Here is a 24,912-nt window from a genome sequence, read left to right as displayed (position 1 = left end):
GCCCTGGGATGTCCAGCAGTTTCCAGTATCTGGCGTGTCGGCCCCTGTGAGAAGGGTGACAGCCTCCGGGCGCGGGGAAGGCGTCTTCGCAGCTCGGGGCCGACTGGTGGAGGCGACGCCGAATCCTCAGGAGCTTGGCCACAGATGGGAGGTAAGTTGCCTCTGTGGGTTGAACTTACTACCTGCCCTCGGAACAATAGGTAACAGTTTGCCCGCTGGGCACATGTGAACGGAGAGAAGTGGCTGAATATATCTACTCGATGGTCCGGGCGCGCAAGGCGCACGGAGACAAAGTCATCCTGGATGACGTGACGATGGCGTTTCTGCCGGGGGCCAAGATCGGGATGGTCGGACCCAACGGGGCGGGGAAGTCGTCAATTCTGAAAATCATGGCCGGACTGGATGAGGCGTCCAACGGGGAAGCCCGCCTCACCCCCGGCTACTCGGTCGGGATCTTGGAGCAGGAACCCAAGCTGGACGAAGACAAAACCGTGCTGGAAAACGTCCAGCAGGGCGTGGGGGAAATCCTCGGAAAACTGCACCGGTACAACGAAATCTCGGAAGAGATGGCGAACCCGGACGCGGACTTTGACGCCCTCCTAGACGAGATGGGCAAGCTGCAAACCGAGATCGACGCGGCCGGAGCCTGGGACATCGATTCCCAGCTCGACCAGGCGATGGATGCGCTTCGGTGCCCGCCCCCGGAAACCCCGGTCAAGGTCCTGTCCGGTGGAGAGCGGCGCCGGGTGGCCCTGTGCAAACTGCTGCTGGAGGCGCCCGACCTGCTCCTGCTGGACGAGCCGACCAACCACCTGGACGCGGAGTCGGTCCTCTGGCTGGAACAACACCTGACCCAGTACCCGGGCGCCATCATCGCGATTACCCACGACCGCTACTTCCTTGACCACGTGGCCGAGTGGATTGCCGAGGTCGACCGCGGCCGGCTCTACGCCTACGAGGGCAACTACACCACCTACCTGGAGGAAAAGCAGAAGCGCCTGCAGGTGCAGGGGAAGAAGGACGCGAAGCTGGCCAAGCGCCTGAAGGATGAGCTGGACTGGGTCCGGACCAACCCGAAGGGTCGCCAGGCCAAGTCCAAGGCCCGCCTCGAACGCTACGAGGAAATGGCAGCGGAAGCTGAGCGCACCCGCAAGCTGGACTTCGAAGAGATTCAGATTCCGCCGGGCCCGCGCCTGGGCAGCGTCGTGATCGAGGCGAAGAACCTGCAGAAGGGCTTCGGGGATCGCTCGCTGATCAACGGCCTCAGCTTCTCTCTGCCCCCGAACGGGATTGTCGGCGTCATCGGCCCCAACGGCGTGGGAAAGACCACTCTGTTCAAGACCATCGTTGGGCTTGAACCCCTCGACGGGGGTGAGCTCACCATCGGCGAGACGGTGAAGATCTCCTACGTCGATCAGAACCGGGCGGGAATCGACCCGGAAAAGACCCTGTGGGAAGTGGTTTCGGACGGCCTGGACTACATCCAGGTGGGCAATGTCGAGGTTCCCTCCCGCGCCTACGTCAGCGCGTTTGGCTTCAAGGGTGCCGACCAGCAAAAGCCGGCCGGGGTACTCTCCGGTGGTGAGCGCAACCGCCTGAATCTGGCGTTGACCCTGAAGCAGGGCGGAAACCTGCTGCTGCTGGACGAGCCGACCAACGACCTGGACGTGGAAACGCTCGGCTCCTTGGAAAAGGCGCTGGAGCAGTTCCCCGGGTGCGCCGTCGTGGTCACCCACGATCGCTGGTTCCTGGACCGCGTGGCCACCCACATCCTCGCCTGGGAAGGGACCGAGGAGGAGCCGGACAAGTGGTACTGGTTTGAAGGGAACTTCGAATCGTACGAGAAGAACAAGATTGAGCGGATGGGGGCCGAGGCGGCGCGCCCGCACCGGGTCACCCACCGGAAGCTCACCCGCGGCTAACGACCGGCAGTCGATCCCCTTGCTTCCTCCCCGTCCCTAGGACCGGGTGGTCGAAGCGGGGGGATCGCTCTGTTCGGTCCCAAATCCCCAGCGGCCCGAGCCCTGGGTCTCCTCGGTCGGAACGCGAATCATGCCTTCCTGCGCGGCGGAAGCCACCAGTTGGCCGGCCGGGTTGAAGATCCGGATGTCCGTCTTCGCCCGTCCACCCCCAACGGAAACGGCGTGGCCGACAAACAGGAGCCACTCGTTGATGTCTACGTCTCGGTGGAACCACATGGCGTGGTCGAGGGAAGCCAGAGACATACCCGGGGTGAGCCAGGACAGGCCGGTGGCGCGCAGGGCCGGCTCCAGCATCACCTGGTCGACCACGTAGGCCAGCAGGGCGCGGTGAATCAGCTGATCCATCCCTTCGGGCAGGGGGTTTCGCGGTTTCATCCACAGCTGCTGACTGTTGCTGCGCGCCGGGTCCGCCCCGGTGTACAGCGAACGCTGCACGTGGCGGACGTCGAACGCGGCCGTCTTCCCCAGGAACTTGGCCACCGGGTGGTTCATGGAGCGGAAGATCTCCAAAGCCGACGTTAGCTGTTCGGGCCCCGGAACGATCGGGGGCACTTCGGCCGAGTCCAGCCCGACCTCGGGCCCCTGGAACGAGCAGTTCAGCGAGAGAATCTCGGCCCCGTCCTGGCGACACGAGACGTGTCGACTAGAGAACGAGCGGCCATCGCGCAGGCGCTCCACCGCCAGCGAGAAGGGGCGATCCGGGTCCCCACCGCGCAGGAAGTAGGCGTGGAGTGAGTGGGGTTGGCGGGTCCGATCCGGCACCGTGGCCGCCGCTGCCAGCAGTGCCTGGGCAATCACCTGACCCCCGTACACCCGGCGAACCTGGGGGAGGGATTCGGCGGCAAAGAAGTCCGGGCCGGCTTCCTGCAGGGTTAGGGTTCGAAGAACAGAAGCAACTGGTTCAGCGTCAATGATCGGAATCTGGATCGGATCGGTCATAGGTTCCATTGTGCTCGCAAAGGCCCTAAACCTGTATTCGATGGTCATGATTGGGGACGCTCAGAGGGCTCCTGCGCCGCGTCGGATCGGCGCCCAGCCCCGTGATTAGGCCCCGCAGTCGCACTTCTGAGCGGTTTTGCCGGAAGAATAGCCGCCCCAAATCCGGTCCTCACTTTAGGTAACTGCGGTGGGCAGAATCGACAATTCCGGCAATTAAGTTAGGTCAATTGTCCCGGAGTGGTTGGTTGCGTGCAGCAGCTCACCCGGCGTCTCCAGCCGAAGTCCTTTCGGACCGAGCGGCCAATGGCCCCGCGTCCGGTTGGGCACGGAGGTGATCGGACTGGGGAACAGGTCGGTGATTCTCAGTCGAAACCCCCGGTTGGTGAAGGTCAGCCCGGGGCTGAGCCGGGTGGGCTCCGGGGTGGACGCACCGAGGTTGCCCAACATTTCGCCCCGAAACAATCGGTCAACGATAATTCAGCCACATTTGCCGGCGGCATTGATGCACTATCCTGAAACGAAGGAAACGTTCGCGAGCTGCAAACCCGATGGAGGCATCATGACTCTGGACGCTGAGGGAGAAGAGCGTCTGCGCCACCTGGCCGACCTAAATGGTGTGTCTACCGGCTTTTGGGATTGGAGTGGGAACTATCAGCAGGTTGCCGCCCACACGCTGATCGCGGTCCTGTCTGAGCTGGGAGTGCCGGTGTCGGACGACTCCGACCGAGCCCAGGTGGAGGCGGCCATCACCTGGACCGAAGATCAGCCTTGGCGCCAAACTTTGCCCGCCTGCACCGTCGTTCGCGAAGGAAGCTCGCAGGAGATTTTCGTCCACGTGCCGCACGGGCGCGGTGTCCAGGTGCAGGTGGAGCTGGAAAATGGGGACCGGGTCGAACTGGCGCAGTTGGACTGGTATTTCGATCCGCGTTCGGTGGACGGTGAGCTTCAGGGCCGGGCCACCTTCCAGGTTCCCTCGGGCCTGCCGCTCGGCTACCACCAGCTGACCGCCACGGTTCACCTCGACGACGAGTTGGAAGTGGTCACCCGTCCGCTCTACGTGGTGCCAAACCGGCTGGAGCCGGCGCTCCTGTCGGGGCGAAACCGCTACTGGGGGGTAAACGTCCAGGCCTACTCCGTTCGTTCCCATCGGTCCTGGGGGCTGGGGGACGCGGCCGATCTGGCAGACCTGACCGCCATCTGCGCGCAGCAGCAAGCCGACTTCCTGCTGATCAACCCGCTTCATGCCGCCGAGGTGGTGGCACCGGTGGAGGATTCGCCGTACCTGCCGATCTCTCGGCGCTGGCTGAACCTGACCTACATTCGGCCCGAAGCGATTCCCGAGTACGTCCAGCTGGGCCCGCGCCAGCAGGCCAAAATTGAGCAGGCACGCCTGCAGGCGGCCTCCCTTCCCGCCCCGCGCGGAGGCGGACTGAACCGAGACGGCTCCTGGGAAGCCAAGAAAGAAGCGTTGGAGCAGATCCACCCCCTGCCGCGCTCCCTGCACCGGGAGGCTCAGTTGGGCGCGTTCATTGAGGCGGGCGGTCCCAGCCTGTACCGGTACGCCCTCTGGTGTGCGCTGGTGGAACGGGTGGGCAGTACCGACCTGGGCGAAGAGTTTTCCTCTCCCGATTCCCCGGCCGTCCACGCGCTGGAGGAAGAGCTGGCCCCGCGGATCCACTTCTATCAGTGGTGCCAGTGGGTGGCGGCCGAACAGTGCCAGGAACCCAACCGGGTCGCCCACAGCCTGGGCATGCGGGTGGGCATCATGGCGGATCTGGCGGTGGGGGTGCACCGATTTGGGGCCGACTACTGGGCCAATCCGGAGGTTTTTGCCTCCACCATGTCGGTGGGGGCCCCGCCGGACATGTACTCCCAGCAGGGCCAGGACTGGTCCCAGCCCCCGCTGAACCCGCGTGCCCTGGAACGGGTGGGGTACCAGCCGCTCCGCGAAATCTTTGCCGCCACCATGCGCCTGTCCGGCGCCCTGCGGATCGACCACATTCTGGGGTTGTTCCGCCTCTGGTGGATCCCCTGTGGGGAGCGGGCCGACCACGGCGCCTACGTCTACTTCGACCACGAGGCGATGGTTGGGATCCTGCTGCTGGAGGCCCACCGCCGCGGGGTGATGGTCATCGGCGAGGACTTGGGCACTGTTGAACCCTGGGTCCGCCAGTACCTGAATGAGCGCGGGGTGCTGGGCACCTCCGTCCTCTGGTTTGAAAAGGATGAGCACGGCTGGCCGCTGGGAGCGGACCGGTACCGGGAGAACGTCCTGGCGACCGTCAACACGCACGACCTGCCCCCGACCGCCGGCTACATGGAGGGAACCCACACCCGGCTGCGCGACCGCCTGGGGCTGCTGGTCGAACCGGTGGAACAGGTGATGGCGCAGGACCTGGAGGAGCAGGACCGGATGCGCCAGCGCCTAATCGAGTGGGGTCTGCTGGCTGAAGACGCCGGCCCGGCGGAAATGCTGGAGGCAATGCACCGCTACATTGCGCGCACCCCGGCGCGCCTGGTGGCAGCCTCCCTGGTGGATGCAGTGGGGGAGAAGCAGCCGCAGAACCTGCCCGGAACCCACAACGAGTACCCGAACTGGCGGATTCCCCTCTCAGATGCGGAAGGAACGCCCATCTGGTTGGAGGACCTGGCTGAGCGGCCGGACCTGAACCGCCTCTTTGCGGTGATGCGGCAGGAGATTCCCCGCGCCAACTAGTCCTGGTCGCAGTGCAGTTGCAGGATCTGCTGGCCGGGGCAAACCCGGTCGCCATATTCGACCGCGGGGGTCAGGCTCATCTCGTCGGTGTGAAACCCCAGGATGGTCACCACTACCCAGGGAGCAAACTTGCTCTCAACGGTCCGGTCGATGTTCCACTCGATGATGGGTTCCATCCGGTTGACGTAGCGTCCCGGCTCGATCAGCATTTTGAACTGGTCGGCACCCGCCCGGTAGGTGTCGATTCCCAGGTGAACCAGGGCGGCTAGTTTTGGGGAAACCTGCAGGACAAAAGCGTGCGGGTGAATGGTCCGGATCAGTCCGGCGGCGGGTGCGCCCACCGTCACCGTCCCGGTGTCGGTGGGGTCCAGGGCAATGCCGGGGCCAAGCATCTCATCGGCGAAAGCTCGGTCCGGCACCTGGGCTAAAGGCGAAACTGTCCCGCGGACGGGGGCCTCAAGGATGAAGTCACGGGACACGATCTCACTCCAGGTTGTCGGTTGGTCTTAGCCTAGAGCAGGGAGTTTGCCTCGCGGGCCAGGTGGTCAGCTTCCGGGCCGACCACAACCTGAACTGTTCCTTCGACCTGGACCACGCCGTAGGCGCCGGCTTCCTTCAGCTTGGCCTCGTTGACCTGCGACGGGTCGTTCACCTCGACGCGCAGTCGGGTGATGCAGGGTTCCAGGATTTTGATGTTGGTGGGGCCACCGAGGCCTTCGATGATTTGTTCGGGTTTGCTCACGACGGTTCCTCCACGGCGGGGTCAAAGAAGCGCTTGCTTAAAACGTAGCACGAAGCGCGCTTTGCCAGTCCGAGAGACCGGACACATCGTAACTGGCAAAGCGCGCCTCATCAGGCCCGATGTATTTTTTGGGGCCGGGCCGACCCCAGGGTGACCTTCCTTACTGCCGGGGCCCTTCCGCGTCGCAGCGCTGGGCCGTCAGCATCCGCTGGGCATCGGCCTGACCTTCCAGGACGAGGCGGCGAAGGGAAGCAGGTTGCTCCTGGTGGTTGGCCAGCCACTGTTCGGCCCGTTCCACCACGTTGACCTCGGGCAGGTAGCCGCTCAGCGGGCTGGGGAAGGTGGCTTCGATCAGGCGTGAGCCGATGTGGAACGTGTGTGAATCCCACACCCGCACCACCGAGTCGAAGTACTTCTCCACGTAGCTGGCGTAGGCAGCCGGGTTGGTGGCAGCGTGTGCCCAGAAGCCGGCCAGCATGGCCCAGAGGGTGTCGTTCGGGATCTCGGAGTTGGTCAGCGCCTCCTCCCAGGTCTGGGCCCGCACCTCGTCCGAGTTGACGGTGGCCCGGGCCCGCGCGGCATTCTGCGCCCCGGTCAGGGTCGGATCTTCCTCGCTCAGAGCGGCGATCTCAGCTTCACCGGCGCGGCCGGCCCGAACCAGGGCCGTCAGCAGCGTCCACTTCAGGTCGATGTCCACGTCCAGACCGTGCAGCGGGTGGTTGCCCTCGAATAGTCCGGTGAGGAACTCGAAGTGCTGGTCCGAGACCGCATTTTGCGCCAGCGACTTGACCAGCAGCTTCTGCTGATCGGTGCCGGCCGGGTTGGCTTTGACCAGCAGCAGGAGCCGGTCCCCGGTCGATTCCAGCCGGGCGCCGCGATTGGCGGGAGCCGTGTAGTGGGTGACCGCCGTGTGGATTCGAGCCAGGTTGGAGGTGAGGGAGGCAATGTTGGTCTCCACCGGGGCCGCCCGCAGCGACAGAGTAATGAAGTCGGTGGCGCTCATGTCTCCGTCGCGGGTCATGTCCCAGGCGGCAGAGAGCAGGGTCCGGCGGGTGACCGGATCCGACACCTTGTCGATCTGGTTCACCGCGAACTGGAGGGAGTCCTCATCCAGGCGGATCTTGGCGTAGGCCAGGTCGCCGTCGTTGATCAGCAGCAGCGCCGGGCGGGGCCGGCCAGCCAACTCGTCAATGACGGTCTCGGCGCCGTCCACATCCACCTCAACGCGGAAGCTCTGAGTGACGTTGCCGTCCTCGTTCAGGTCGTAACCGGCGACGGCCAGGCGGTGGGGCCGCAGGCTGGCACCGGGGGTGAAGGCCTCCTGGGTGATGCTGACCCGAGCGTAGTTGCCCTGATCGTCAACTTCGATCACCGGGCGCAGCAGGGTAACCCCGGCCTCTTCCAGCCACACCTGAGCCCAGGCCCGCAGGTCGCGGCCCGAGGTGACCTCGAGTTCACTGAGCAGGTCGTCCAGAGTGGCGTTGTCCCACGAATGCTTGGTCAGGTACTCGTGCAGACCTCGGAAGAAGTTGTCCCGGCCCACGTAGGTGACCAGCTGGCGCAGCACCGAAGCCCCCTTGGCGTAGGTGATGCCATCGAAGTTCACTTCGACTGCCTGCAGGTCGGGCATGTCCGCCTTGATCGGGTGGGTCGAGGGCAGCTGATCCTGATTGAGGCCCCATTCCTTCCGGGACATGAAGCCGATCCAAGCGTCGGTCCACTCGGTTCCCTCGGCCAGGGCCAGGTGCGACATGAACTCGGCAAAGGACTCGTTCAACCAGAGGTCGTTCCACCACTTCATGGTCACCAGGTCACCGAACCACATGTGAGCCAGCTCGTGCAGGATCGTGTTGGCGCGCGACTCCAGCTCCCACTCGGTGGGCTTGGAGCGGAAGATGTACTGATCGCGGAAGGTGATGCAGCCGGCGTTCTCCATGGCGCCCGCGTTGTACTCGGGAACGAAAATCTGGTCGTACTTGGCGAAGGGGTAGGGGATCCCGTACGCCTCCTCGAAGAACTTGAAGCCCTGCCGGGTCGTGTCCATGATGACGTCGGCGTCCAAGTACTCTTTCAGGGACTGACGGCAGTACACACCCAGCGGAATCTCGCGTCCGTCTACCGAGGTGAGCGAGCCGGTTTCGCCCACGTAGGGACCGGCGATGATCGCGGTGATGTAGGTGGAGATCAGCGGGGTTGGCTCGAAGTCGAAGCGAAGACCCTGCTCCACGGTGGTGGGGGCCGGGGTGGGCGAGTTTGACAGGACGGTCCAACCGTCCGGGGTGATCACCGAGAACTGAAAGGTGGCCTTCAGGTCAGGCTGTTCAAAAGTGGTGAACACTCGCCGGGCGTCGGGCACCTCGAACTGCGAGTAGCAGTAGCGCTGACCGTCGGCCGGGTCCACAAATGAGTGCAGGCCCTCGCCGGTGTGCATGTAGAGGCAGTCGGCCTGCACGACCAGCTCGTTTTCCGCAGCCAGGTTGTCCAGCCAAATCCGGTTGTCAGCAAAGTGCTCGGTCGGAACTTCCTGACCGTTCAGTCGAATCTGGTGCACCTGGGCGGCGACCAGATCCGCAAAGGTAGAGGCCCCCTCGGTGGCGGAAAAAGCGATTTTCGTCTGGGACGCGAACGTCTTGTCGCCGGTGGTCAGGTCCAGCAGCACTTCGTAACTGTGGGGTTTGACCACCTGGGCCCGCTGTTGGGCTTCCTCGTGAGTTAGGTTTAAGCCGGGCATATGAACTCCCTATTTTGTTCGCGCTGAATGTGACGCGTGGTTGATGGGGCGCCGGGAGGCGTTCCGATTGTATATATCTTAGCTAAGCGTAGTTGACCTGCGCGCATTACCAGATACTGACGCGGTCAGCCCGGTCAATCCAGAGCTGGTCCCCCTGTTTGACTTGGAAGTGATCGGCGAACTCGTCGAAGTTTGCCAGCACCCCATTGCAGCGGAATTCAGCCGGAGAATGGGGATCAACTGCCAGCAGTTGGATGGCATATTCGTCCCGCTGCTTCCCGCGCCAGATTCGGGCCCAGGAAACAAAGAAACGATCGATGGCACTTACCCCGTCGATGTCCGGCGCGGTCTGCGGGGTCAACCCCTGCTCGGCCAGGGCCTTCTCCCACGCCTTCCAGGCGATGGTCAGTCCACCCAGGTCGCCAATGTTCTCCCCGATAGTGAGGGCGCCGTTGACGTGGTGTTCCTCCCCGAGGTCGGCCGGGTGGTAGGCGTCGTACTGGGCGATCAGCGCTTGCGTGCGCTTCTTGAACTCTTCCCGGTCCTCTTCGGTCCACCAGTTCTGCATCTCGCCGCGGGCGTCGAACTGGGAGCCCTGGTCGTCAAAACCGTGGCCGATTTCGTGGCCAATTACCGCGCCGATGGCGGCGTAGTTGACGGCGTCGTCGGCTTCAGGGCTGAAGAACGGGGGCTGCAAGATGGCTGCCGGGAACACGATCTCGTTCATCAGCGGGTTGTAGTAGGCGTTGACCGTTTGCGGGGTCATGAACCATTCTTCCCGATCCACCCCGCGGCTCAGCTTGGACAGCTCCCAGGCGGTGTCGAAGGTGGTGGCCGCGACGATGTTGGCCAGCAGCGTCTGCTCCGAGCTGAGTTCCAGTCCCCGATAGTCGCGCCACCGGCTCGGGTAGCCAATCTTGGGAGTGAAGGCCGCCAACTTCTCCAGTGCCTTGGCTTTGGTGGCCTCGCTCATCCATTCGAGGGTGGAAATGGACGAGTGGTAGGCCTCAATCAGGTGGGCGACCAGCTCATCCATCCGTTCCTTGTATTCGGCCGGGAAGTGGCGCTCAACGTAGAGGCGACCGAGCGCCTCGCCCACCAGCCCCTCCACCAGGGCAACCCCGCGCTTCCACCGCGGCCGCATCTCCTGAATGCCGGCCAGCGTCTTGGAGTAGAAATTGAAGTTCTCCAGCACGAACAGGTCGGAAAGGTAGGGGGAGGCAAAGGCGATGATCTTGCGCGAAAGCCAAAGTTTCAGCACGTGCAGGTCCGTCTGTTCCCACAGTTGCGAGGCAGCCTCCAGGAAGTCCAACTGGTTCACGTTGAAGGCGGGGACCTCCGCCAGGTTCAGCTGCAGATCCCGGGCCCACCGATCCCAGGCAAAGCCGGGGTTCTCGGCTTTCAGTTCCTCCCAACTGCGCAGGTTGTTTTGCTTCTCCACCTCTCGGTCGCGGACCACGTCCCAGTGGTGAGCGGCCAGTTTGGTTTCAAACTCAAACACGGCGTCGGCGGCAGCGGCGGGATTCTCACTGACCTCGGCCAGGGTGAAGATCTGCTGCAGGTAGGCGCGGTAGGCTTCCCGGACCGAGGCGTACTGCTCTTCGCGATAGTAGGACTCGTCCGGCAGACCCAGACCGGCCTGGTTCACGTACAGAATGTAGCGGCTGGAGTCGTTGATGTCCGGGCTGACCCCCAGGTCAAAATGTCCGCCCAGTCCCATGGCGAAGAGTTCGCCGAGCACGCCGGCCAACTGCTCGTGATCGGCCGCCGAGAAAATCTGGGTCAGGTAGGGAACCAGCGGCTCGGCTCCGAGCCGGTTTGCCTCTTCCTCATCCATGAACTGTTGGAACAGGATGGCGATCCGCTCCGCATCCGGGTCGTCAATCTTGCCGGCCACCGCGTCCTTGACGATCCGGTGGCAGTTGACTTCACTCAGGTCCCGCAGGGCAAAGAAAGAACCGTCTGAAGCTCGATCTGCCGGGATCTCGTGGTTTTCCAACCAGGTGCCGTTGATGTAGCGGTAGTAGTCATCCTGGGGCCGGACGGTGGGGTCCATGGCCGCTTCTTCGAGAACGTGGGCCTTTAAGTTATTGGTCATGAGAGTCATTCTAGGAGGTCAAACCGCTAAGTTCCCTGCGGTCGTCGGCCGGCCCGGGCCGTTCGCTCAGAGCGTTACCCGAAAAATGCTGTGTGAATGAAGGCTTGAAACGTTGAGATTGCAACGAATCCTTGGGGCCGGGGAACCGTGGACGATAATTCTCAGGGAATCTTCAGGTTCGTTCAAGCCAACCCCAACCTTAGCTCCATAACCTATAGGTGAGTTCGAAACAAGGACTGTGCGCCTGGTCCGTTTCGACTCACACTGTGTTGATGGGATGGGCGGGCCCGCGAGAGCGGGCCCGTTTCCATTTAACCACTAGAACGGAGCCTGGGTGTCCGAGGTAATCGGGCCGAACTCGTCAGCGGGTGGGGCCGCCTCAGACCGGCGGGAAGGAATCACCCCCAGGAACCGAGGCGAACGCAGCGAGTGGGAGACGCCGCTGGTGCCGTCGCGGCGCTGGTAGGACTCAATCACCAGGGTCCCCTCAACGGTGACCCGGTCGCCCTGCTGCAGCACGTCGGCCAACTTCTGGGCTTCCTGATCCCAAAAACTGGCACTGATCCACAGCTGATCGCCCACGTCGTGCCACTCACCCGTATCCTTGTTCCGCGCCGAAGCGGTCGAATGGATGCGCAGCTCCAACACAGCGCGCTGCTGACCGGTCCAGCGCAGCACCGGGTTGGCGATGGCCCCGGTCGTTTGTCCCCGAAAACTCATGATCTCCTCCTCGGTTTCACTTGCTCTGAGTGTAGGGCCCACCTCCGACAAGTGCTACGGGTTTGGCCCGCCTCACCAAGGTGCACCGGCAGCTGGCCCTGGACCGGGGCCGCGCCCACCCACCGGCCGGGCTCCGCCTCGTTCAAGTGCCCCACCCGGGCCCCAACTGGTGACAACCGGTTCAGCCGACACCCGGTCCGGGCCATAATAGAACTATGACTAATGCACACAGCAGCAAGCGGGCCCTGGTCACCGGCGCATCCACCGGGATCGGGGCGGCGACCGTTCGGCGCCTGCGAGCCACCGGCTGGCAGGTGATTGGCGTGGCCCGGCGCGAAGAGCGCCTGGCGCGGCTGGCCGAGGAAACCGGATGCGAGTATTTTGCCGCCGACCTGACCGAGGCCGACTCCGTCCAGCGCCTGCGGGACTGGGCGCTGGCCCGGGGGCCGGTGGACACGGTCGTGAACGTGGCCGGGGGCGCCCTGGGGGTGGATTCAATTGCGGAGGCGGACATCGACCGCTGGCGCACCATGTATGAGCGCAACGTCATCACCGCGCTGCTGGTGTCCAAAGCCTTCCTGCCCGAGATGCGCCAGCGCGGGGGAGACCTGGTGTTCCTGACCTCCACCGCCGCGCACGACACCTACCCCGGTGGGGGCGGGTACGTGGCTGCCAAACACGGTGAGCGGATCATTGCCAACACCCTGCGCCAGGAACTGGTGGGCGAGCCGGTGCGGATCATTGAGATCGGCCCCGGCATGGTCAAGACGGAAGAATTTTCCCTCCACCGGCTCGGGGATCAGGCGGCCGCCGACCGGGTCTATCAGGGGGTGGCCGAGCCGCTGACCGCGGAAGACATTGCCGAGACCATCGCCTGGACGGTGGAGTTGCCCGCCCACGTCAACATCGACTCGATGATTGTCCGCCCGGTGGCGCAGGCGACCAACACGGTGGTGGCGCGGAACTCACAGTGAGCACCCCTGACGCGGCCCACCCATTTGCGTTAGCATAAGGGTCAGCTATGAGCCGGCCGCGTCAGCGGGTATCACCGGGGAGCTTTCGGAAGAACAGGTTGACCCCCCCAGCGGGATTGGCCCCAGTAGAACCGGACGGGTAAGCCCGTCACAGCTGTCACGAAGTGAATCGGGCTGGTGGGCTCGATTAACCGAGGTGGTACCGCGGGAACCGGAACTGGTTGTCGTCCTCGATCCAAGTTGGCTCAAGAGGACAGAAGGAACCAGAAGATGTCTCAGAAACACCTCCCCCGACATCGCCGGGATCAGCAGGTGACCGCGAAGCCGTCCCTGCCTGACCTGGAAGTTGAGACCCTCAAGTACTGGCAGGATCAGGACGTCTTCCAGAAGTCCATTGACCAGCGTCCAGCCGGCAAAAAAGGCTCCAACGAGTTCGTCTTCTACGACGGCCCGCCCTTCGCCAACGGCCTGCCCCACTACGGGCACCTGCTGACCGGCTACGTCAAGGATGCGGTCGGGCGCTACCAGACGATGCTGGGCCACCGGGTGGAACGCCGCTTCGGCTGGGACACGCACGGCCTGCCTGCAGAGCTCGAAGCCGAACGCGAACTTGGGATTGAAGACAAGAGCGAAATCGAAGGGCCCGGGGGGATGGGCATCGAAGCCTTCAACGCCGCCTGCCGCCGCTCGGTCCTCAAATACACCGGGGAATGGGAGAACTACGTCAACCGCCAGGCCCGGTGGGTGGACTTCGCGGACGACTACAAGACCCTCGATCCGGAGTACATGGAATCGGTCCTGTGGGCGTTTCGCACCCTGTACGACAAGGGCCTGATCTACGAGGGCTACAAGGTGTTGCCCTACTGCTGGAACGACGAAACCCCCCTGTCCAACCACGAACTGCGGATGGACGACGACGTCTACCAGGAGCGCACCGACCAGACGGTGACGGTTGGCGTGGCGCTGGTGGACGAGGCGGGGCGCCCAACCGGGGAACGGGCCCTGCTCTGGACCACCACTCCCTGGACTCTGCCCTCGAACCTGGCCGTGGCCGTGGGCCCCGAAATCGACTACGTCGAGGTGGTGCCCTCTACCGGCGACCTGGCCGGAGAACGGGTGATCCTGGCCGAAGCCCGCCTGGCCGACTACGCCGCGGAACTGGGGGAGGACCCGGCCGTGGCCCGCCGCCTGCGCGGCACCGACCTGGTTGGTCGGCGCTACCAGCCGATCTTCCCCTACTTTGCCGGGAAGGACCCGAACGCGTTCCAGATCCTGGGGGCCGACTTCGTCACCACCGAGGACGGCTCGGGCCTGGTTCACCTCGCCCCCGCCTTCGGTGAAGACGACATGGCGGTCTGCCTGGCGGCCGGAATCAAAACCGTGGTGCCGGTGGACGAGGCGGGCAAGTTCACCGCCGAGGTCCCGGACTACGAAGGGGTCCAAGTATTCGACTCCAACCGGCTGGTGATCGCCGACCTGCGCGAAGGGACCGGGGCCCTGTCCGAGGTGGCCGACGACCGGCGGGCCGTGCTCGTCAAGCAGGCGTCCTACGCGCACAGCTACCCCCACTGCTGGCGCTGCCGGCAGCCGCTGATCTACAAGGCGGTCAGCTCCTGGTTTGTCGAGGTGACCAGGTTCAGGGACCGGATGGTTGAGCTGAACCAGGAGATCAACTGGGTTCCGAACCACATCAAAGACGGGCAGTTCGGCCACTGGCTGGCCGGCGCCCGCGACTGGTCGATCTCTCGCAACCGGTTCTGGGGTGCGCCGATCCCCGTCTGGAAGTCGGACGACCCGCGCTACCCCCGGGTGGACGTGTACGGCTCCTACGAGCAGCTGGCAGCCGACTTCGGGGTGAGCGCCGACTCGATCGATCTGCACCGCCCCTACGTGGACGAACTGGTTCGCCCCAACCCGGACGACCCGACCGGCAAATCCATGATGCGCCGCGTGCCCGAGGTGCTGGACTGCTGGTTTGAGTCCGGCGCGATGCCCTTCGCCCAGGTGCACTACCCGTTTGAGAACCGCGAGTGGTTTGAAGACCACTACCCGGGCGACTTCATCGTGGAGTACATCGGCCAGACCCGCGGCTGGTTCTACCTGCTGCACGTGCTGGCCACCGCGCTGTTCGACCGGCCCGCCTTCTACAACGCCGTTTCGCACGGCATCGTGCTGGGCGACGACGGCCGCAAAATGAGCAAGTCGTTGCGCAACTACCCGGACGTGAACGGGGTGTTCGACACCTACGGCTCGGATGCGATGCGCTGGTTCCTGCTCAGCTCCACCGTGGTGCGCGGGGGGAACCTGATCGTGACCGAGGGGGGCATCCGCGACGCGGTGCGCCAAATCCTGCTGCCCCTGTGGAACACCTACTATTTCCTGGCGCTGTACGCGAACGTCTGCCACGGCGGCGAGGGGATCGACCTGCATCGCCTCGGCGCGGACGACCCGGTGGCCGAGCTGCCGGAAATGGAACGCTACCTGCTGGCTCGGACCCACGAGGTGGTCCTCCAGATGCGGGCCAGCCTGGATGCCTACGACATCCCGAGTGCGGCCCAGACCTTCCGCGACCACCTGGACGTGGTCACCAACTGGTACGTGCGGACCCAGCGTCAGCGGTTCTGGGACGAAGAGCAGGACTCCTTCGACACCCTCTACACCGTGCTGGTCACCCTGACCGAGGCGGTCGCTCCGCTGCTGCCGCTGCTGGCCGAGGAAATTTGGCGCGGCCTAACCGGCGGCGAGTCGGTTCACCTCGTCGACTTCCCGACTCCGCCCGCCCAGTGGGCCGACCCGGAGCTGGTTGAGACGATGGACTCCGTCCGCGAGGTGGTTTCCGCCGCCCACTCGCTGCGCAAAGCCAACCGCATTCGGGTCCGTCAGCCGCTGGCGGCCATGGCGGTGGTGGCGGCCAACGCCGACCATCTGGCTCGGTTTGCCCCGCTGATCGGCTCGGAGGTCAACGTGAAGGAGGTTCGGGTCGAGGATCCGACTCATTCCGGCTTCGAGGTGCGCCAGGAGCTGGCCCTGAACCCGCGTGCCTTCGACCCGCAGCTGCGCCCGCTCACCTCGAAACTGTTTGCCGCGCAAAAGCAGGGGCAGTGGCAGGCGGAGGCCGACGGCTCGGTCACCTTCCCCGGGGTGGAGTTCCAGGGCGAGCCGGTGCGCCTGAGCGGCGACCAGGTCACCCTGTCCACCCGAGTGGTGGCAGGAGGGGACGAGGTGGCCACCGTGCTGGACTCGGGCTGCTTCGTGGTCCTGGACACGGCCATTTCGGAAGAGTTGGCCGCCGAAGGGTACGCCCGCGACGTCATCCGCGCCGTCCAGGATGCGCGCAAGAACGCCGACCTGCACATTGCCGACCGAATCAACCTGCACCTGGGCGTGCCCGCCGAGTTCCTGGCGGCGGCCCGGACCCACGCGGAGCTGATTGCCGCCGAAACGCTGGCCACCACCGTGGACCTGCAGGAGGCGCCGGCCGCTGAACTGGTGATCGACCTGTCGGTAGTGAAGGACTAGAGACGTGAGCGATAACGACGATTTCCCCGGGATCGATCCGGAGCTGGTCCCGTACCTGATTGCGGCGGCCGAGGACGACGAGGCGGAGGACAGCGCCGAGCCGGAAGCCGAGGAATCGGAGCGGCTCACCGCCCTCAGAAACCTGGTGGAGACCTCGCTGCTGGCCGGTCCCGACCCGGATCTGATTGCCGAGCTGATGGGGGAGATCCGCGCGGAGGACGACGACCTGTTTGCCGAGGAGGAGAGCGACGGCACGGCCCTGAACCCGGCCGACGCTGCCGCCGAACGCGCGCAGGTGCGTGCCCTCGCCTCCGAACTGTTTGCCCGGGCCCCCGAGCATGACTTTGCCCCCACCCTGGACCGGATCGAACAGCTGATGGACCTGCTGGGCGCCCCGCAAAACGCCTACCCCAGCATTCACGTGGCCGGCACCAACGGGAAGACCTCCACCTCCCGGATGATCGATGCCCTGCTGGGTACGTTCGACCTGCGGGTGGGGCGCTTTACCTCCCCGCACCTGCGGGACGTGCGCGAGCGGATCACGGTCGAGGGGGAGCCCCTCAGTCCGGCCCAGTTCCTGGCCGCCTGGGAGGATATCGCCCCCTACGTTGCCATGGTGGATGAGGCTTCCACCAAGGCGGGAGGCCCGCGACTCTCGTTCTTCGAGGTGCTGACCGCCATGGCGTTCGCTGCCTGGGCCGACTATCCGGTCGACGCGGCCGTGGTCGAATGCGGGATGGGCGGAACCTGGGATGCGACCAACGTGATCGACTCCGGGATTGGCGTGATCACGGCTATCTCGCTGGATCACCAGCAGTGGCTGGGCGACACAATTGAACAGATTGCCGCCGAAAAAGCCGGCATCATCAAAGACAAGATGACTATTGTGTGCCAGCGGCAAGAGCCCGAGGCACTCCGTATTATCGAGCAGCGGTGCCGGGAGACCGACTCGGTCCTGCGCCTGGAGGGGCGGGACTGGGAGGTGGTGGCCCGCCAGTCGGAGGGCAACGGCCAGATTCTTTCCCTCCGGACACCGACCGCCGTCTACGCCGACCTGTACCTGCCCCTGCACGGGGAGCACCAGGCCCGCAATGCCGGGGCAGCCCTGGTAGCGGTGGAGGCGCTGATGGGGACCGAACCGCTGCGTTCCGATCTGGTGGACACCGGTCTGCAGGCGGTCCGCTCTCCCGGGCGGTTGGAGGTGCTGCGCGGATCACCCACGGTGGTGGTCGACTCGGCTCACAACCCCGGCGGGGCGCAGGCACTGCGCGGGGCCCTGGAGGAAGTCTTCGACTTCGGTTTCGCGGTCGGCGTCTACTCGGCTATGCGGGACAAGCAGGTTGAGCTGGTCCTGGCCGAGCTGGAACCCGTGTTGGACGAGTTGGTCATCACCCAGTTGGGCGGCCCACGCGCGATGCCGATTGAAGAGCTGGAGCAGATTGCCAGTGACGTCTTTGGCCCGGATCGGGTCCACGTGCGCGACGAACTGGCCGAGGCGATTGACCGGGCGGCCGAGTTGGTCGACCTGGCCAAGAACCCGTCTGAGGACAAGGGCATTGTCATTTTCGGCTCGGTGGTCCTGGCCGGCGACGCCACAAACCTGCTGGCCCCGGACCGGCGTCTGGGCTGAGGGGCGTTGGCGGCCTGACCGGCCCGGATGGAGCCTCCAGCAGCGCTGACAGCCAGCACCTTTGGTGGCAAGATTGAGCCTGTACGTAGTTGTACCCAAAAAGCACTGTTGGAGGTCTCAATGAAGAAGCTAATCAACGACCCGCACGACGTCGTCAAGGAAACGCTCGAAGGCTTCCAGGCCGCGTTTCCCAACCTCGTGAAGGTCCACTATGAGCCCGACTGGGTCGAACGCGCGGTGGCTAAGGGTGATGGAAAAGTAGCCCTGGTTTCCGGCGGTGGCTCCGGGCACGAGCCGCTCCACGCCGGCTACGTCGGGGTGGGCATGCTGGACGCGGCAGTCCCGGGCGCGGTCTTCACCTCGCCCACTCCCGACCCGATCGTGGAAGCCACCCGCGCGGTGGATCGCGGGGCCGGGGTGGTCCACATCGTCAAGAACTACACCGGCGATGTGCTGAACTTCGAAACGGCAGCTGAACTGGCCGACATGGACGACATCAAGGTGGAAACAGTTCTGGTGGACGACGACTGCGCCGTCGAGGACTCGCTCTACACGGCGGGTCGACGCGGGGTGGCCGGCACCGTCCTGGTGGAGAAGATCGCCGGGGCTGCGGCCGAACGCGGAGACGATCTGGCCACCGTCGCGGGGATTGGCCGCCGGGTGAATGAGAACATGCGCTCTATGGGCCTGGCCCTGGGAGCCTGCACGGTTCCCCACGCTGGCAAGCCCTCCTTCGAACTGGGGGAGGATGAGGTGGAACTCGGAATCGGGATCCACGGCGAGCCCGGCTACCGGCGCGGGAAGATGGAGCCGGCCGACGCGTTGGCGGAGGAACTCTACACCCGGGTCCGGGACGACTTGGGCCTGCAGGCGCGGGATAAGGTGATCGCTCTGGTCAACGGCATGGGCGGCACTCCCGAGTCCGAACTGTTCATCGTGTTCCGCAAGGTTGCTGAGCTGCTGGATCGGGACGAGATCGTGCTGGCCCGGCCGATGGTCGGCAACTACGTCACCAGCCTGGAGATGCCCGGATGCTCGGTCACCCTCCTGCGGGTGGATGACGAAATGCTGGATCTGTTCGACGCTCCCGCCCACACGCCCGCCTGGGTGGTGGCGGAAAAAGCCTGAGAAGGCCGATAGGATCGCCTGGTTCCAGGTAACCTAGGGACAGAAGAAAGGGAACGCCGTGACAAAGAGTGTTGACTGGGCCCGTGAGTGGATTCGTCGAAGTGCGAAAGCCGTCTCAGAGAACCGCGAGTATCTGATCGAACTGGACCGCCAAATTGGCGACGGTGACCACGGAGAGAACCTCGACCGAGGTTTCTCCGCGGTGCTGCGCGGGGGCGGGCTGGAAGAAGCTGAGACCGGGGCAGACGTGCTGAAGTACGTGGCGAAGACGCTCATGTCCACCGTCGGTGGAGCGGCCGGTCCGCTCTATGGCACGGCGTTCCTGCGGGCAGCCCAAAAGTTCCCCGCCGAAGAACTCACCTCGGCCGACGTGGCTGAGTTGCTGGCCGCCGCCCTCGGGGGCGTCCAGGCCCGCGGCAAAGCCGTTGCCGGCGAGAAAACCATGGTTGACGTGCTGATTCCCGCCTCGGAAGTGGCCGCTGCCGCCGCCGAAGCGGGAGCAACCGTCCCCGAAACTTGGCAGCAGGTGGCCGAGCGGGCAGCAGTTGCCGCTGAGGAAACAATTCCGCTCAAAGCCACAAAGGGTCGCGCCTCCTACCTGGGTGAGCGCTCCATTGGCCACCAGGACCCGGGGGCCACCTCGACCTCCCTGGTGCTGCAGGCGGGGGCCGACGCGGCCGCCGAAGTGTTCGGAGGATCAGGCGGTGAGTGAGGGGGCGCGCATCTCCCTGGTGATTGTCTCTCACAGTCGCAAGCTGGCCGAAGGGGTGCGCGAGCTCGCTCAGCAGATGGCCCCTTCCGTCCAGATTGAGGCCGCGGGGGGACGAGAAGACGGGGGCATCGGTACCTCCTTTGACCTGGTCAGCTCCGCCTGCGAGCGGGCGCTGAGCGCATCCGGGGAACGAGGGGTCGTCGTACTCACCGACCTGGGCTCAGCCAACATGGTGGCCGAATCAGTCATCGACTTCTCCGCCCACCCGGAGCGCATCATTCTGGTTGACGCTCCGCTGGTCGAAGCGGCCGTGGTCGGAGCGGTGGCCAGCCAGCAGGGTGAGGACCTGTCGGGCGTCATTTTGGCGATCAAGCAGGGGGCAGCCCAGGCGTTGGAGGAGGCCCCCGAGGTGGGATCCGCCGACCCGCTCGAAGGCGACGCGGTCACCCAAACCGCTACCGTGGGCGACAAGGCCGGGCTGCACGCCCGCCCAGCCGCCGAGTTCGTCAAGATGGCGTCGGTGTTTGATGCCCAAATAAGGATCGATGGGGCGGACGCAAAGTCACTGATGGAAGTTATGGCGCTCGGACGCCGCCAGGGGGAGCAGGTGGTCATTAGCGCCACCGGCCCGCAGGCAACCGAGGCTGTTGCCAATCTCAGCTCGGCGCTGACTGCCGGGTTTGATAAGTAGAGGCGCACCGGGACAGCAAAGACTGCCACGTGCCACCGCGCCCAACTGAAAGGAAGAAATAATTAATATGCCTACCCCAGATCTGTTGGATCCGGAAAAAGAGCACACTTTGATCCTGATCAAGCCCGACGGTTTCCGCCGCGGCCTGACCGGTGAGGTGCTGCGACGAATCGAAGCCAAAGGGTATGTCCTGAAAGGTCTGAAGATCAAGCGGGCGGACGAAGAGCTGCTGCGGGAACACTACTTTGAGCACCTCGAACGCCCCTTCTTTGCCGACCTGGTGGAGTACATGTCCTCCGGCCCGGTGGTGGCCGTGGTTGCCGAAGGGGACCGGGTCATCGAGGGAATGCGCAACCTGATGGGTGCCACGAACCCGACTCTGGCCGCTCCCGGGACCATCCGTGGGGATCTGGGCCGCGATTGGGGTACCGGCAACATTGAGAACATTGTGCACGGTTCCGATTCGCCGACCTCGGCCGAGCGGGAGATTGCACTCTGGTTCCCGGAGCTGCAGTACCACGACTAGAAAACGCTAGACACTTTGGGGCCCGCCGCCAGTCGGTTGGGCCCCGAAGTCTATTTCGGGGTCGGTTGGGGTAGTGCGGTAGCGCCGGGTGGGGCCCGCGGCTGGCAAACGTGGTCAAGTGGTGGCAAACGTTGGGGATTTGGGCTGGTTTGGGCCTTTTGGGGTGGGGTTTGCCAGTGTTTGGGTATGTTTGCCAGTTGCGGGCGTTGGCAAACGTGGTCAAGTGGTGGCAAACGTTGGGGGTTTGGGCCGGTTTGGGCCCCTCGGGCTGGGGTTTGCCAGGGTTTGGGTAGGTTTGCCAGTTGCTGTGACTGTTGCAAGGTTGGGTGACGGTTTCGGTTAGGCCGCGAGGGTCCGGAGGGTGTTACAGTGCTTAAGCCTTACCTCACCAAGTTCCGTGACGGCGTTGTGTGCTCGCACTAACTCGCTCCAAAACGCCCATCTTGATGACCTGGAGTATGTACATCGGATACACCCGCTGGGCGGGGCACTGGATGGGCATCAGTTGATCTGGTGAGTGGGAGTGTCCCAGTGGATATCCCGCATCCTTGGTTTGCCTGCCGGACTCCCGTAGTATGAGGAGGGTCACTACAGTGCAGCAGTGGCAGAGTCTGGAGCAAGAACCATGGCATACATCGGCAAGAAGATTCGACCGCTGGCTGTGCAATCCCTCGTTGGATCCGCATCTGCAGAACCCGCGCTGGCCGCCACAATATCCAAGGTTAGGCCCTGTTCCCCAAGGGGAGTACTGCGAATGGGCTGCTCCATCTGGTCGTAGCACTTGGCGATAATGGTTAATCGAATGGACGCTGGTTGGACGATGCTCGGCCAGCGTCCGCCGTTTCGGGCGTTGTTGGCGGTGGCTTCATTCTTGGCAGTGTTGTCGATGGTGGTAGTCCCGGTAATAGTTGCGACATATGAGGGGCGTGACGAGCGGACCTTGGCGCGGGCTACAAAGGAGATTGAGGCCCCCGGTGAAGACAAGGCGCGTTTTCTATTCAACTATGATCGTCTGATTTTGGACCATTTGGACGCAGCGCTTACGTATGTGGAGCCGTTGTCTGACGATGCACCGTTGCCGCCAGGGGTGTCGGAGTGGATGGAACCAGGTGAAGTGGTTGCCTCCCCCGCGGTGGCTGACGATCCCCATGTGGAGGAAGCCCTGGGGCCGGTAGTGGGGAGAATTGGCCTTGATGGGTTGGGATCGCCCAGGGAGAAACTGATCTATTATCGGCCACCAGTGGGTGCAGATACTTCCTTGCTGCTGTGGGGAGAAAGTTTCGGGAACCCATTCTCGCTTGAGTCTGCCAGTGAACGAATAAACTCGCAGCCGCCGCGGTATTTGATGATGCTGGCTGTGGCGTTCTTGATTGTGCCCGCGTTCATGTTGGTGGTGGTTGCGGCTCAAACGGTCTTGTCGGCGAGTCGGCGGCGGGCCACCGAGTTGGAGATTGTGGGGATGGCTCCGCTGCGGGCGTGGCGCGTGACCAATAGAGAAGCACTCAGGCAATTGCTGGCGGGAGGTGGGGGCGCGGCTCTGGTGGTTGCTGCGGCGATGCTGATCAATATTCCATTGCTCGATTACAGTGTGTACGCCCCTGATCTGGTTGCCCGGTGGTGGTACGTGCTGGGTGGGTGGGCGGTCGGTGTTGCGGCAGTCCTCACGGTGTTCTTCTTGGTGACGTTTTCTTGGCGAGTTGATATGGCTACCCGGCCGCGTCCGCGCGGACGCAAGTTCGCGGGATGGGTTGCTCTGGTGGGGGCAATGTTGATTGCATTTACTGCCTCTGGTGCGATTCAGGATGCGTGGGCCGGTCTTGCAGGGTGGTCGAACTGGGTAGTGGCGGGCATGCTGGTGACGACGGTGTTCATCTACCCGCTGTGTGGATGGGTTACCAAGGCAATTGCGAGTCACGCGCGGGAGTATGGTCGGGGCCGAATGAGCCCCACCTGGTTAGTGTTTGGGGCAGAAGCATCTTTCCGCACGGATCTGGCTGCTCGCTCGGCCGCACTTTCGGCCTTGGTTATCGTAATAGTGACCCAGATGAGTTTGGTGAGCCTGTTCGGTTCCGAGTCCGCAAAAGAGGCAGAGAATCATTTCCGACTGCTGGACGGTAAAGCACTGGATGTCAACATTGGAGGGTTCCAGCCAGCGCTGCCACAGCTAGCTGCCGAGTTCGTGGAAGGTCTACCCGAAGGAACCCGCGCGGTGCTTGTAGAGGAGACCGCGATACTGACAGAGACTGACATGACAATCACGCCACACTTGTGGATAACTGCTAACGATGCTGCAGCGTTAGGGATTGACGAAGACACAACCACCTGGAAGGGACTGACCGGGACCTTAAGTATCATCTTGGGGGCTGACTTCTATGATGGTGTGCGCGTACATATCACCGAGACACCGTTTGCTGGGCTAGAACAGTCTCTTGAAAGACAACGCGAGTGGGAAGACAGACGACTTGGCCCCGACACGGGGCCTCCAATCGGTGAACCGTTTATGACTGATCGGCACCTAATGGTCCTAGCCGATGAGGGCGTCATTCTGGATCGCTATGCGATAGTCAAGGCAACCAACCAGCTCAGTGCCCCCGGATGGGTCACTGACCTACCTGGCGAGGAGTGGCGGCTAGGAGCGCAATTGAAGGAGCACCAAACCAGGTGGGTGCACCTCTTCGGCGTCATCGGCGCCACTGTGGCACTCGCCGCGGTGTGGGTAAGGACGATTGAGGATATGCGTGAAAGCGCCAGGCGTCTAGCGATCCTCTTCACTGTCTTTGGTGGTGCAGCGTTAGCCAAACAAGTCCAGGGCATGCGCATCGGATTCGGTGCCTTGGTAGGGATTGGCCTTGGTGCCCCCATCGCAGCGCTCTACGCCATGGCCACCATCGTGCTGGACGTTGGAGTGTCATCGCCCCTGCCCCTTGTGGCTGGGTTGTCCATCCTCGCAGGGACCGCTGCGCTAGCGGCCTGGTGGGCATCACGCAAAGAGATCACCAAAGTCGAAACACAGTGGAAGAGCGGAAGGACGATTCAGTGATAGCACCCAAAGCCCTAGCAGTGACCAACCTGAGTATGTCTTTCGGCAGACACCCGGTCCTCACAGATGTCACCTTCACCCTAGAGCGAGACCATTCCATGGCCATTACTGGCCCTTCCGGGTCAGGCAAGACCACTCTTCTTTCTATCATCATGGGACTCATCCGCCCCACCAGTGGCACCACCACCGTCGATGGCACCATCATTCAAGACCTGAACCGCAAACAACTGGCAACTCTGCGTGGAAGCAAAATCGGTGTCGTTTTCCAGCACTCTGAACTGATTGAATCCATGACTGCACTGGAAAACGTCATCCTCCCTGCGCTGATTCGCAACGACAAAGACGAAACTGCACTAGAGCGTGGCCGAGAGCTCCTCGACGCCGTGAAAGTGCCCGACCGCGACACCCTCGCCGCTGATCTGTCTGGTGGGGAACGTCAACGAACCGCTGTGGCTCGAGCACTCATCAACTCCCCAGCACTCATCCTCGCTGATGAACCCACCGGAGCGCTCGACACCGAACTGCGGGACTCCATCGCCGAGATGCTCTTCGCCCTACCGGCCACCCAAAACTGCGCCCTCGTCGTGGTCACCCATGACCCCAGTCTCGCAGCTCGCGCCAACCACCAACACCGCCTCCCAAGCAGGTTTGAGAGCGGATCACTGACAAAGGTTGGTGAGACTCCCGACCAGTGACCCAGCCCGTTGGGAGGTCGGGCTGGTTTGGGCCTCTCGGGCTGGGGTTTGCCAGTTACGGGTGTTCGC

The 24,912-nt window shown here is 63.8% G+C and carries 18 protein-coding genes; 11 read left to right on the top strand and 7 right to left on the bottom strand.

Annotation, left to right across the window (positions count from 1 at the left end; translation table 11 throughout):
* Positions 1–239: 239 nt before the first annotated feature.
* The gene (gene ettA, locus SAC06_RS07355; RefSeq protein WP_350257658.1) at positions 240–1,922 is read left to right on the top strand and encodes an energy-dependent translational throttle protein EttA; all 1,683 of its coding nucleotides are present in this window, start codon (positions 240–242) and stop codon (positions 1,920–1,922) included.
* Between the two features lie 36 nt (positions 1,923–1,958).
* Here ettA and SAC06_RS07350 read toward each other — a convergent pair whose 3' ends face one another.
* Positions 1,959–2,921: an acyl-CoA thioesterase gene (locus SAC06_RS07350; protein ID WP_350257657.1), complete on the bottom strand. Its 963-nt coding sequence runs from the start codon at positions 2,919–2,921 to the stop codon at positions 1,959–1,961.
* Between the two features lie 213 nt (positions 2,922–3,134).
* Positions 3,135–3,368, bottom strand: a complete 234-nt coding sequence (locus tag SAC06_RS07345; protein WP_350257656.1) for a hypothetical protein — start codon at positions 3,366–3,368, stop codon at positions 3,135–3,137.
* 112 nt (positions 3,369–3,480) lie between these two features.
* Here SAC06_RS07345 and malQ point away from each other — a divergent pair, with 112 nt between their 5' ends.
* Positions 3,481–5,637, top strand: coding sequence for a 4-alpha-glucanotransferase (malQ, locus tag SAC06_RS07340; protein WP_350257655.1), 2,157 nt, complete (start codon positions 3,481–3,483; stop codon positions 5,635–5,637).
* Here malQ and SAC06_RS07335 read toward each other — a convergent pair.
* The 5 genes from SAC06_RS07335 to SAC06_RS07315 all read right to left on the bottom strand — a co-directional run bounded on the left by SAC06_RS07335 (position 5,634) and on the right by SAC06_RS07315 (position 11,928).
* Positions 5,634–6,116: a PTS glucose transporter subunit IIA gene (locus SAC06_RS07335; protein WP_350257654.1), complete on the bottom strand. Its 483-nt coding sequence runs from the start codon at positions 6,114–6,116 to the stop codon at positions 5,634–5,636. The genes malQ and SAC06_RS07335 overlap by 4 nt on opposite strands.
* A 32-nt stretch (positions 6,117–6,148) precedes the next feature.
* On the bottom strand, positions 6,149–6,379 hold the full coding sequence (locus tag SAC06_RS07330; protein ID WP_350257653.1) for a PTS glucose/sucrose transporter subunit IIB: 231 nt from the start codon (positions 6,377–6,379) through the stop codon (positions 6,149–6,151).
* A 160-nt stretch (positions 6,380–6,539) separates the two neighbouring features.
* Positions 6,540–9,110 (bottom strand): aminopeptidase N, encoded by a 2,571-nt coding sequence (gene pepN / locus SAC06_RS07325; protein ID WP_350257652.1) that lies wholly within the window; start codon positions 9,108–9,110, stop codon positions 6,540–6,542.
* 106 nt (positions 9,111–9,216) lie between these two features.
* Positions 9,217–11,208 (bottom strand): M13 family metallopeptidase, encoded by a 1,992-nt coding sequence (locus SAC06_RS07320; protein WP_350257651.1) that lies wholly within the window; start codon positions 11,206–11,208, stop codon positions 9,217–9,219.
* A 318-nt stretch (positions 11,209–11,526) separates the two neighbouring features.
* On the bottom strand, positions 11,527–11,928 hold the full coding sequence (locus SAC06_RS07315) for a single-stranded DNA-binding protein (RefSeq protein WP_350257650.1): 402 nt from the start codon (positions 11,926–11,928) through the stop codon (positions 11,527–11,529).
* A 215-nt stretch (positions 11,929–12,143) separates the two neighbouring features.
* On the opposite strand from SAC06_RS07315, the gene SAC06_RS07310 reads away from it, so the two are divergent.
* The 9 genes from SAC06_RS07310 (at position 12,144) to SAC06_RS07270 (ending at position 24,843) form a co-directional block, all read left to right on the top strand.
* Complete coding sequence (locus SAC06_RS07310) at positions 12,144–12,902, top strand: SDR family oxidoreductase (protein ID WP_350257649.1); 759 nt, start codon at positions 12,144–12,146, stop codon at positions 12,900–12,902.
* A gap of 270 nt (positions 12,903–13,172) precedes the next feature.
* Positions 13,173–16,421 (top strand): isoleucine--tRNA ligase, encoded by a 3,249-nt coding sequence (ileS, locus tag SAC06_RS07305; protein ID WP_350257648.1) that lies wholly within the window; start codon positions 13,173–13,175, stop codon positions 16,419–16,421.
* Positions 16,422–16,425: 4 nt separating this feature from the next.
* On the top strand, positions 16,426–18,051 hold the full coding sequence (locus SAC06_RS07300) for a folylpolyglutamate synthase/dihydrofolate synthase family protein (protein ID WP_350257647.1): 1,626 nt from the start codon (positions 16,426–16,428) through the stop codon (positions 18,049–18,051).
* Positions 18,052–18,171: 120 nt separating this feature from the next.
* Positions 18,172–19,179, top strand: a complete 1,008-nt coding sequence (gene dhaK, locus SAC06_RS07295; protein ID WP_350257646.1) for a dihydroxyacetone kinase subunit DhaK — start codon at positions 18,172–18,174, stop codon at positions 19,177–19,179.
* A gap of 58 nt (positions 19,180–19,237) precedes the next feature.
* Positions 19,238–19,891 (top strand): dihydroxyacetone kinase subunit DhaL, encoded by a 654-nt coding sequence (dhaL, locus tag SAC06_RS07290; protein WP_350257645.1) that lies wholly within the window; start codon positions 19,238–19,240, stop codon positions 19,889–19,891.
* Positions 19,884–20,582, top strand: a complete 699-nt coding sequence (dhaM, locus tag SAC06_RS07285) for a dihydroxyacetone kinase phosphoryl donor subunit DhaM (protein WP_350257644.1) — start codon at positions 19,884–19,886, stop codon at positions 20,580–20,582. Before dhaL ends, dhaM begins: the two co-directional genes overlap by 8 nt.
* A gap of 67 nt (positions 20,583–20,649) precedes the next feature.
* The gene (gene ndk, locus SAC06_RS07280; protein ID WP_350257643.1) at positions 20,650–21,108 is read left to right on the top strand and encodes a nucleoside-diphosphate kinase; all 459 of its coding nucleotides are present in this window, start codon (positions 20,650–20,652) and stop codon (positions 21,106–21,108) included.
* A gap of 790 nt (positions 21,109–21,898) precedes the next feature.
* Complete coding sequence (locus SAC06_RS07275) at positions 21,899–24,148, top strand: hypothetical protein (RefSeq protein WP_350257642.1); 2,250 nt, start codon at positions 21,899–21,901, stop codon at positions 24,146–24,148.
* A gap of 20 nt (positions 24,149–24,168) precedes the next feature.
* Positions 24,169–24,843, top strand: coding sequence for an ABC transporter ATP-binding protein (locus SAC06_RS07270; RefSeq protein ID WP_350257641.1), 675 nt, complete (start codon positions 24,169–24,171; stop codon positions 24,841–24,843).
* Positions 24,844–24,912: the final 69 nt, after the last annotated feature.

Origin of the sequence: Scrofimicrobium sp. R131 (genome assembly GCF_040256745.1) — a bacterium.
GTDB classification, from domain to species: domain Bacteria; phylum Actinomycetota; class Actinomycetes; order Actinomycetales; family Actinomycetaceae; genus Scrofimicrobium; species Scrofimicrobium appendicitidis.
The sequence above is the reverse complement of the archived record's forward strand: the minus strand, read 5'-3'. Positions and strand labels throughout refer to the sequence as shown.

Bases quoted from the DNA above. Each gene is read 5' to 3' on its own strand.
- SAC06_RS07350 (WP_350257657.1), bottom strand. From the start codon at position 2,921: ATGACCGATCCGATCCAGATTCCGATCATTGACGCTGAACCAGTTGCT.
- SAC06_RS07345 (WP_350257656.1), bottom strand. From the start codon at position 3,368: ATGTTGGGCAACCTCGGTGCGTCCACCCCGGAGCCCACCCGGCTCAGC.
- malQ (WP_350257655.1), top strand. From the start codon at position 3,481: ATGACTCTGGACGCTGAGGGAGAAGAGCGTCTGCGCCACCTGGCCGAC.
- pepN (WP_350257652.1), bottom strand. From the start codon at position 9,110: ATGCCCGGCTTAAACCTAACTCACGAGGAAGCCCAACAGCGGGCCCAG.
- SAC06_RS07320 (WP_350257651.1), bottom strand. From the start codon at position 11,208: ATGACCAATAACTTAAAGGCCCACGTTCTCGAAGAAGCGGCCATGGAC.
- SAC06_RS07315 (WP_350257650.1), bottom strand. From the start codon at position 11,928: ATGAGTTTTCGGGGACAAACGACCGGGGCCATCGCCAACCCGGTGCTG.
- SAC06_RS07310 (WP_350257649.1), top strand. From the start codon at position 12,144: ATGACTAATGCACACAGCAGCAAGCGGGCCCTGGTCACCGGCGCATCC.
- ileS (WP_350257648.1), top strand. From the start codon at position 13,173: ATGTCTCAGAAACACCTCCCCCGACATCGCCGGGATCAGCAGGTGACC.
- dhaK (WP_350257646.1), top strand. From the start codon at position 18,172: ATGAAGAAGCTAATCAACGACCCGCACGACGTCGTCAAGGAAACGCTC.
- ndk (WP_350257643.1), top strand. From the start codon at position 20,650: ATGCCTACCCCAGATCTGTTGGATCCGGAAAAAGAGCACACTTTGATC.
- SAC06_RS07275 (WP_350257642.1), top strand. From the start codon at position 21,899: ATGGTTAATCGAATGGACGCTGGTTGGACGATGCTCGGCCAGCGTCCG.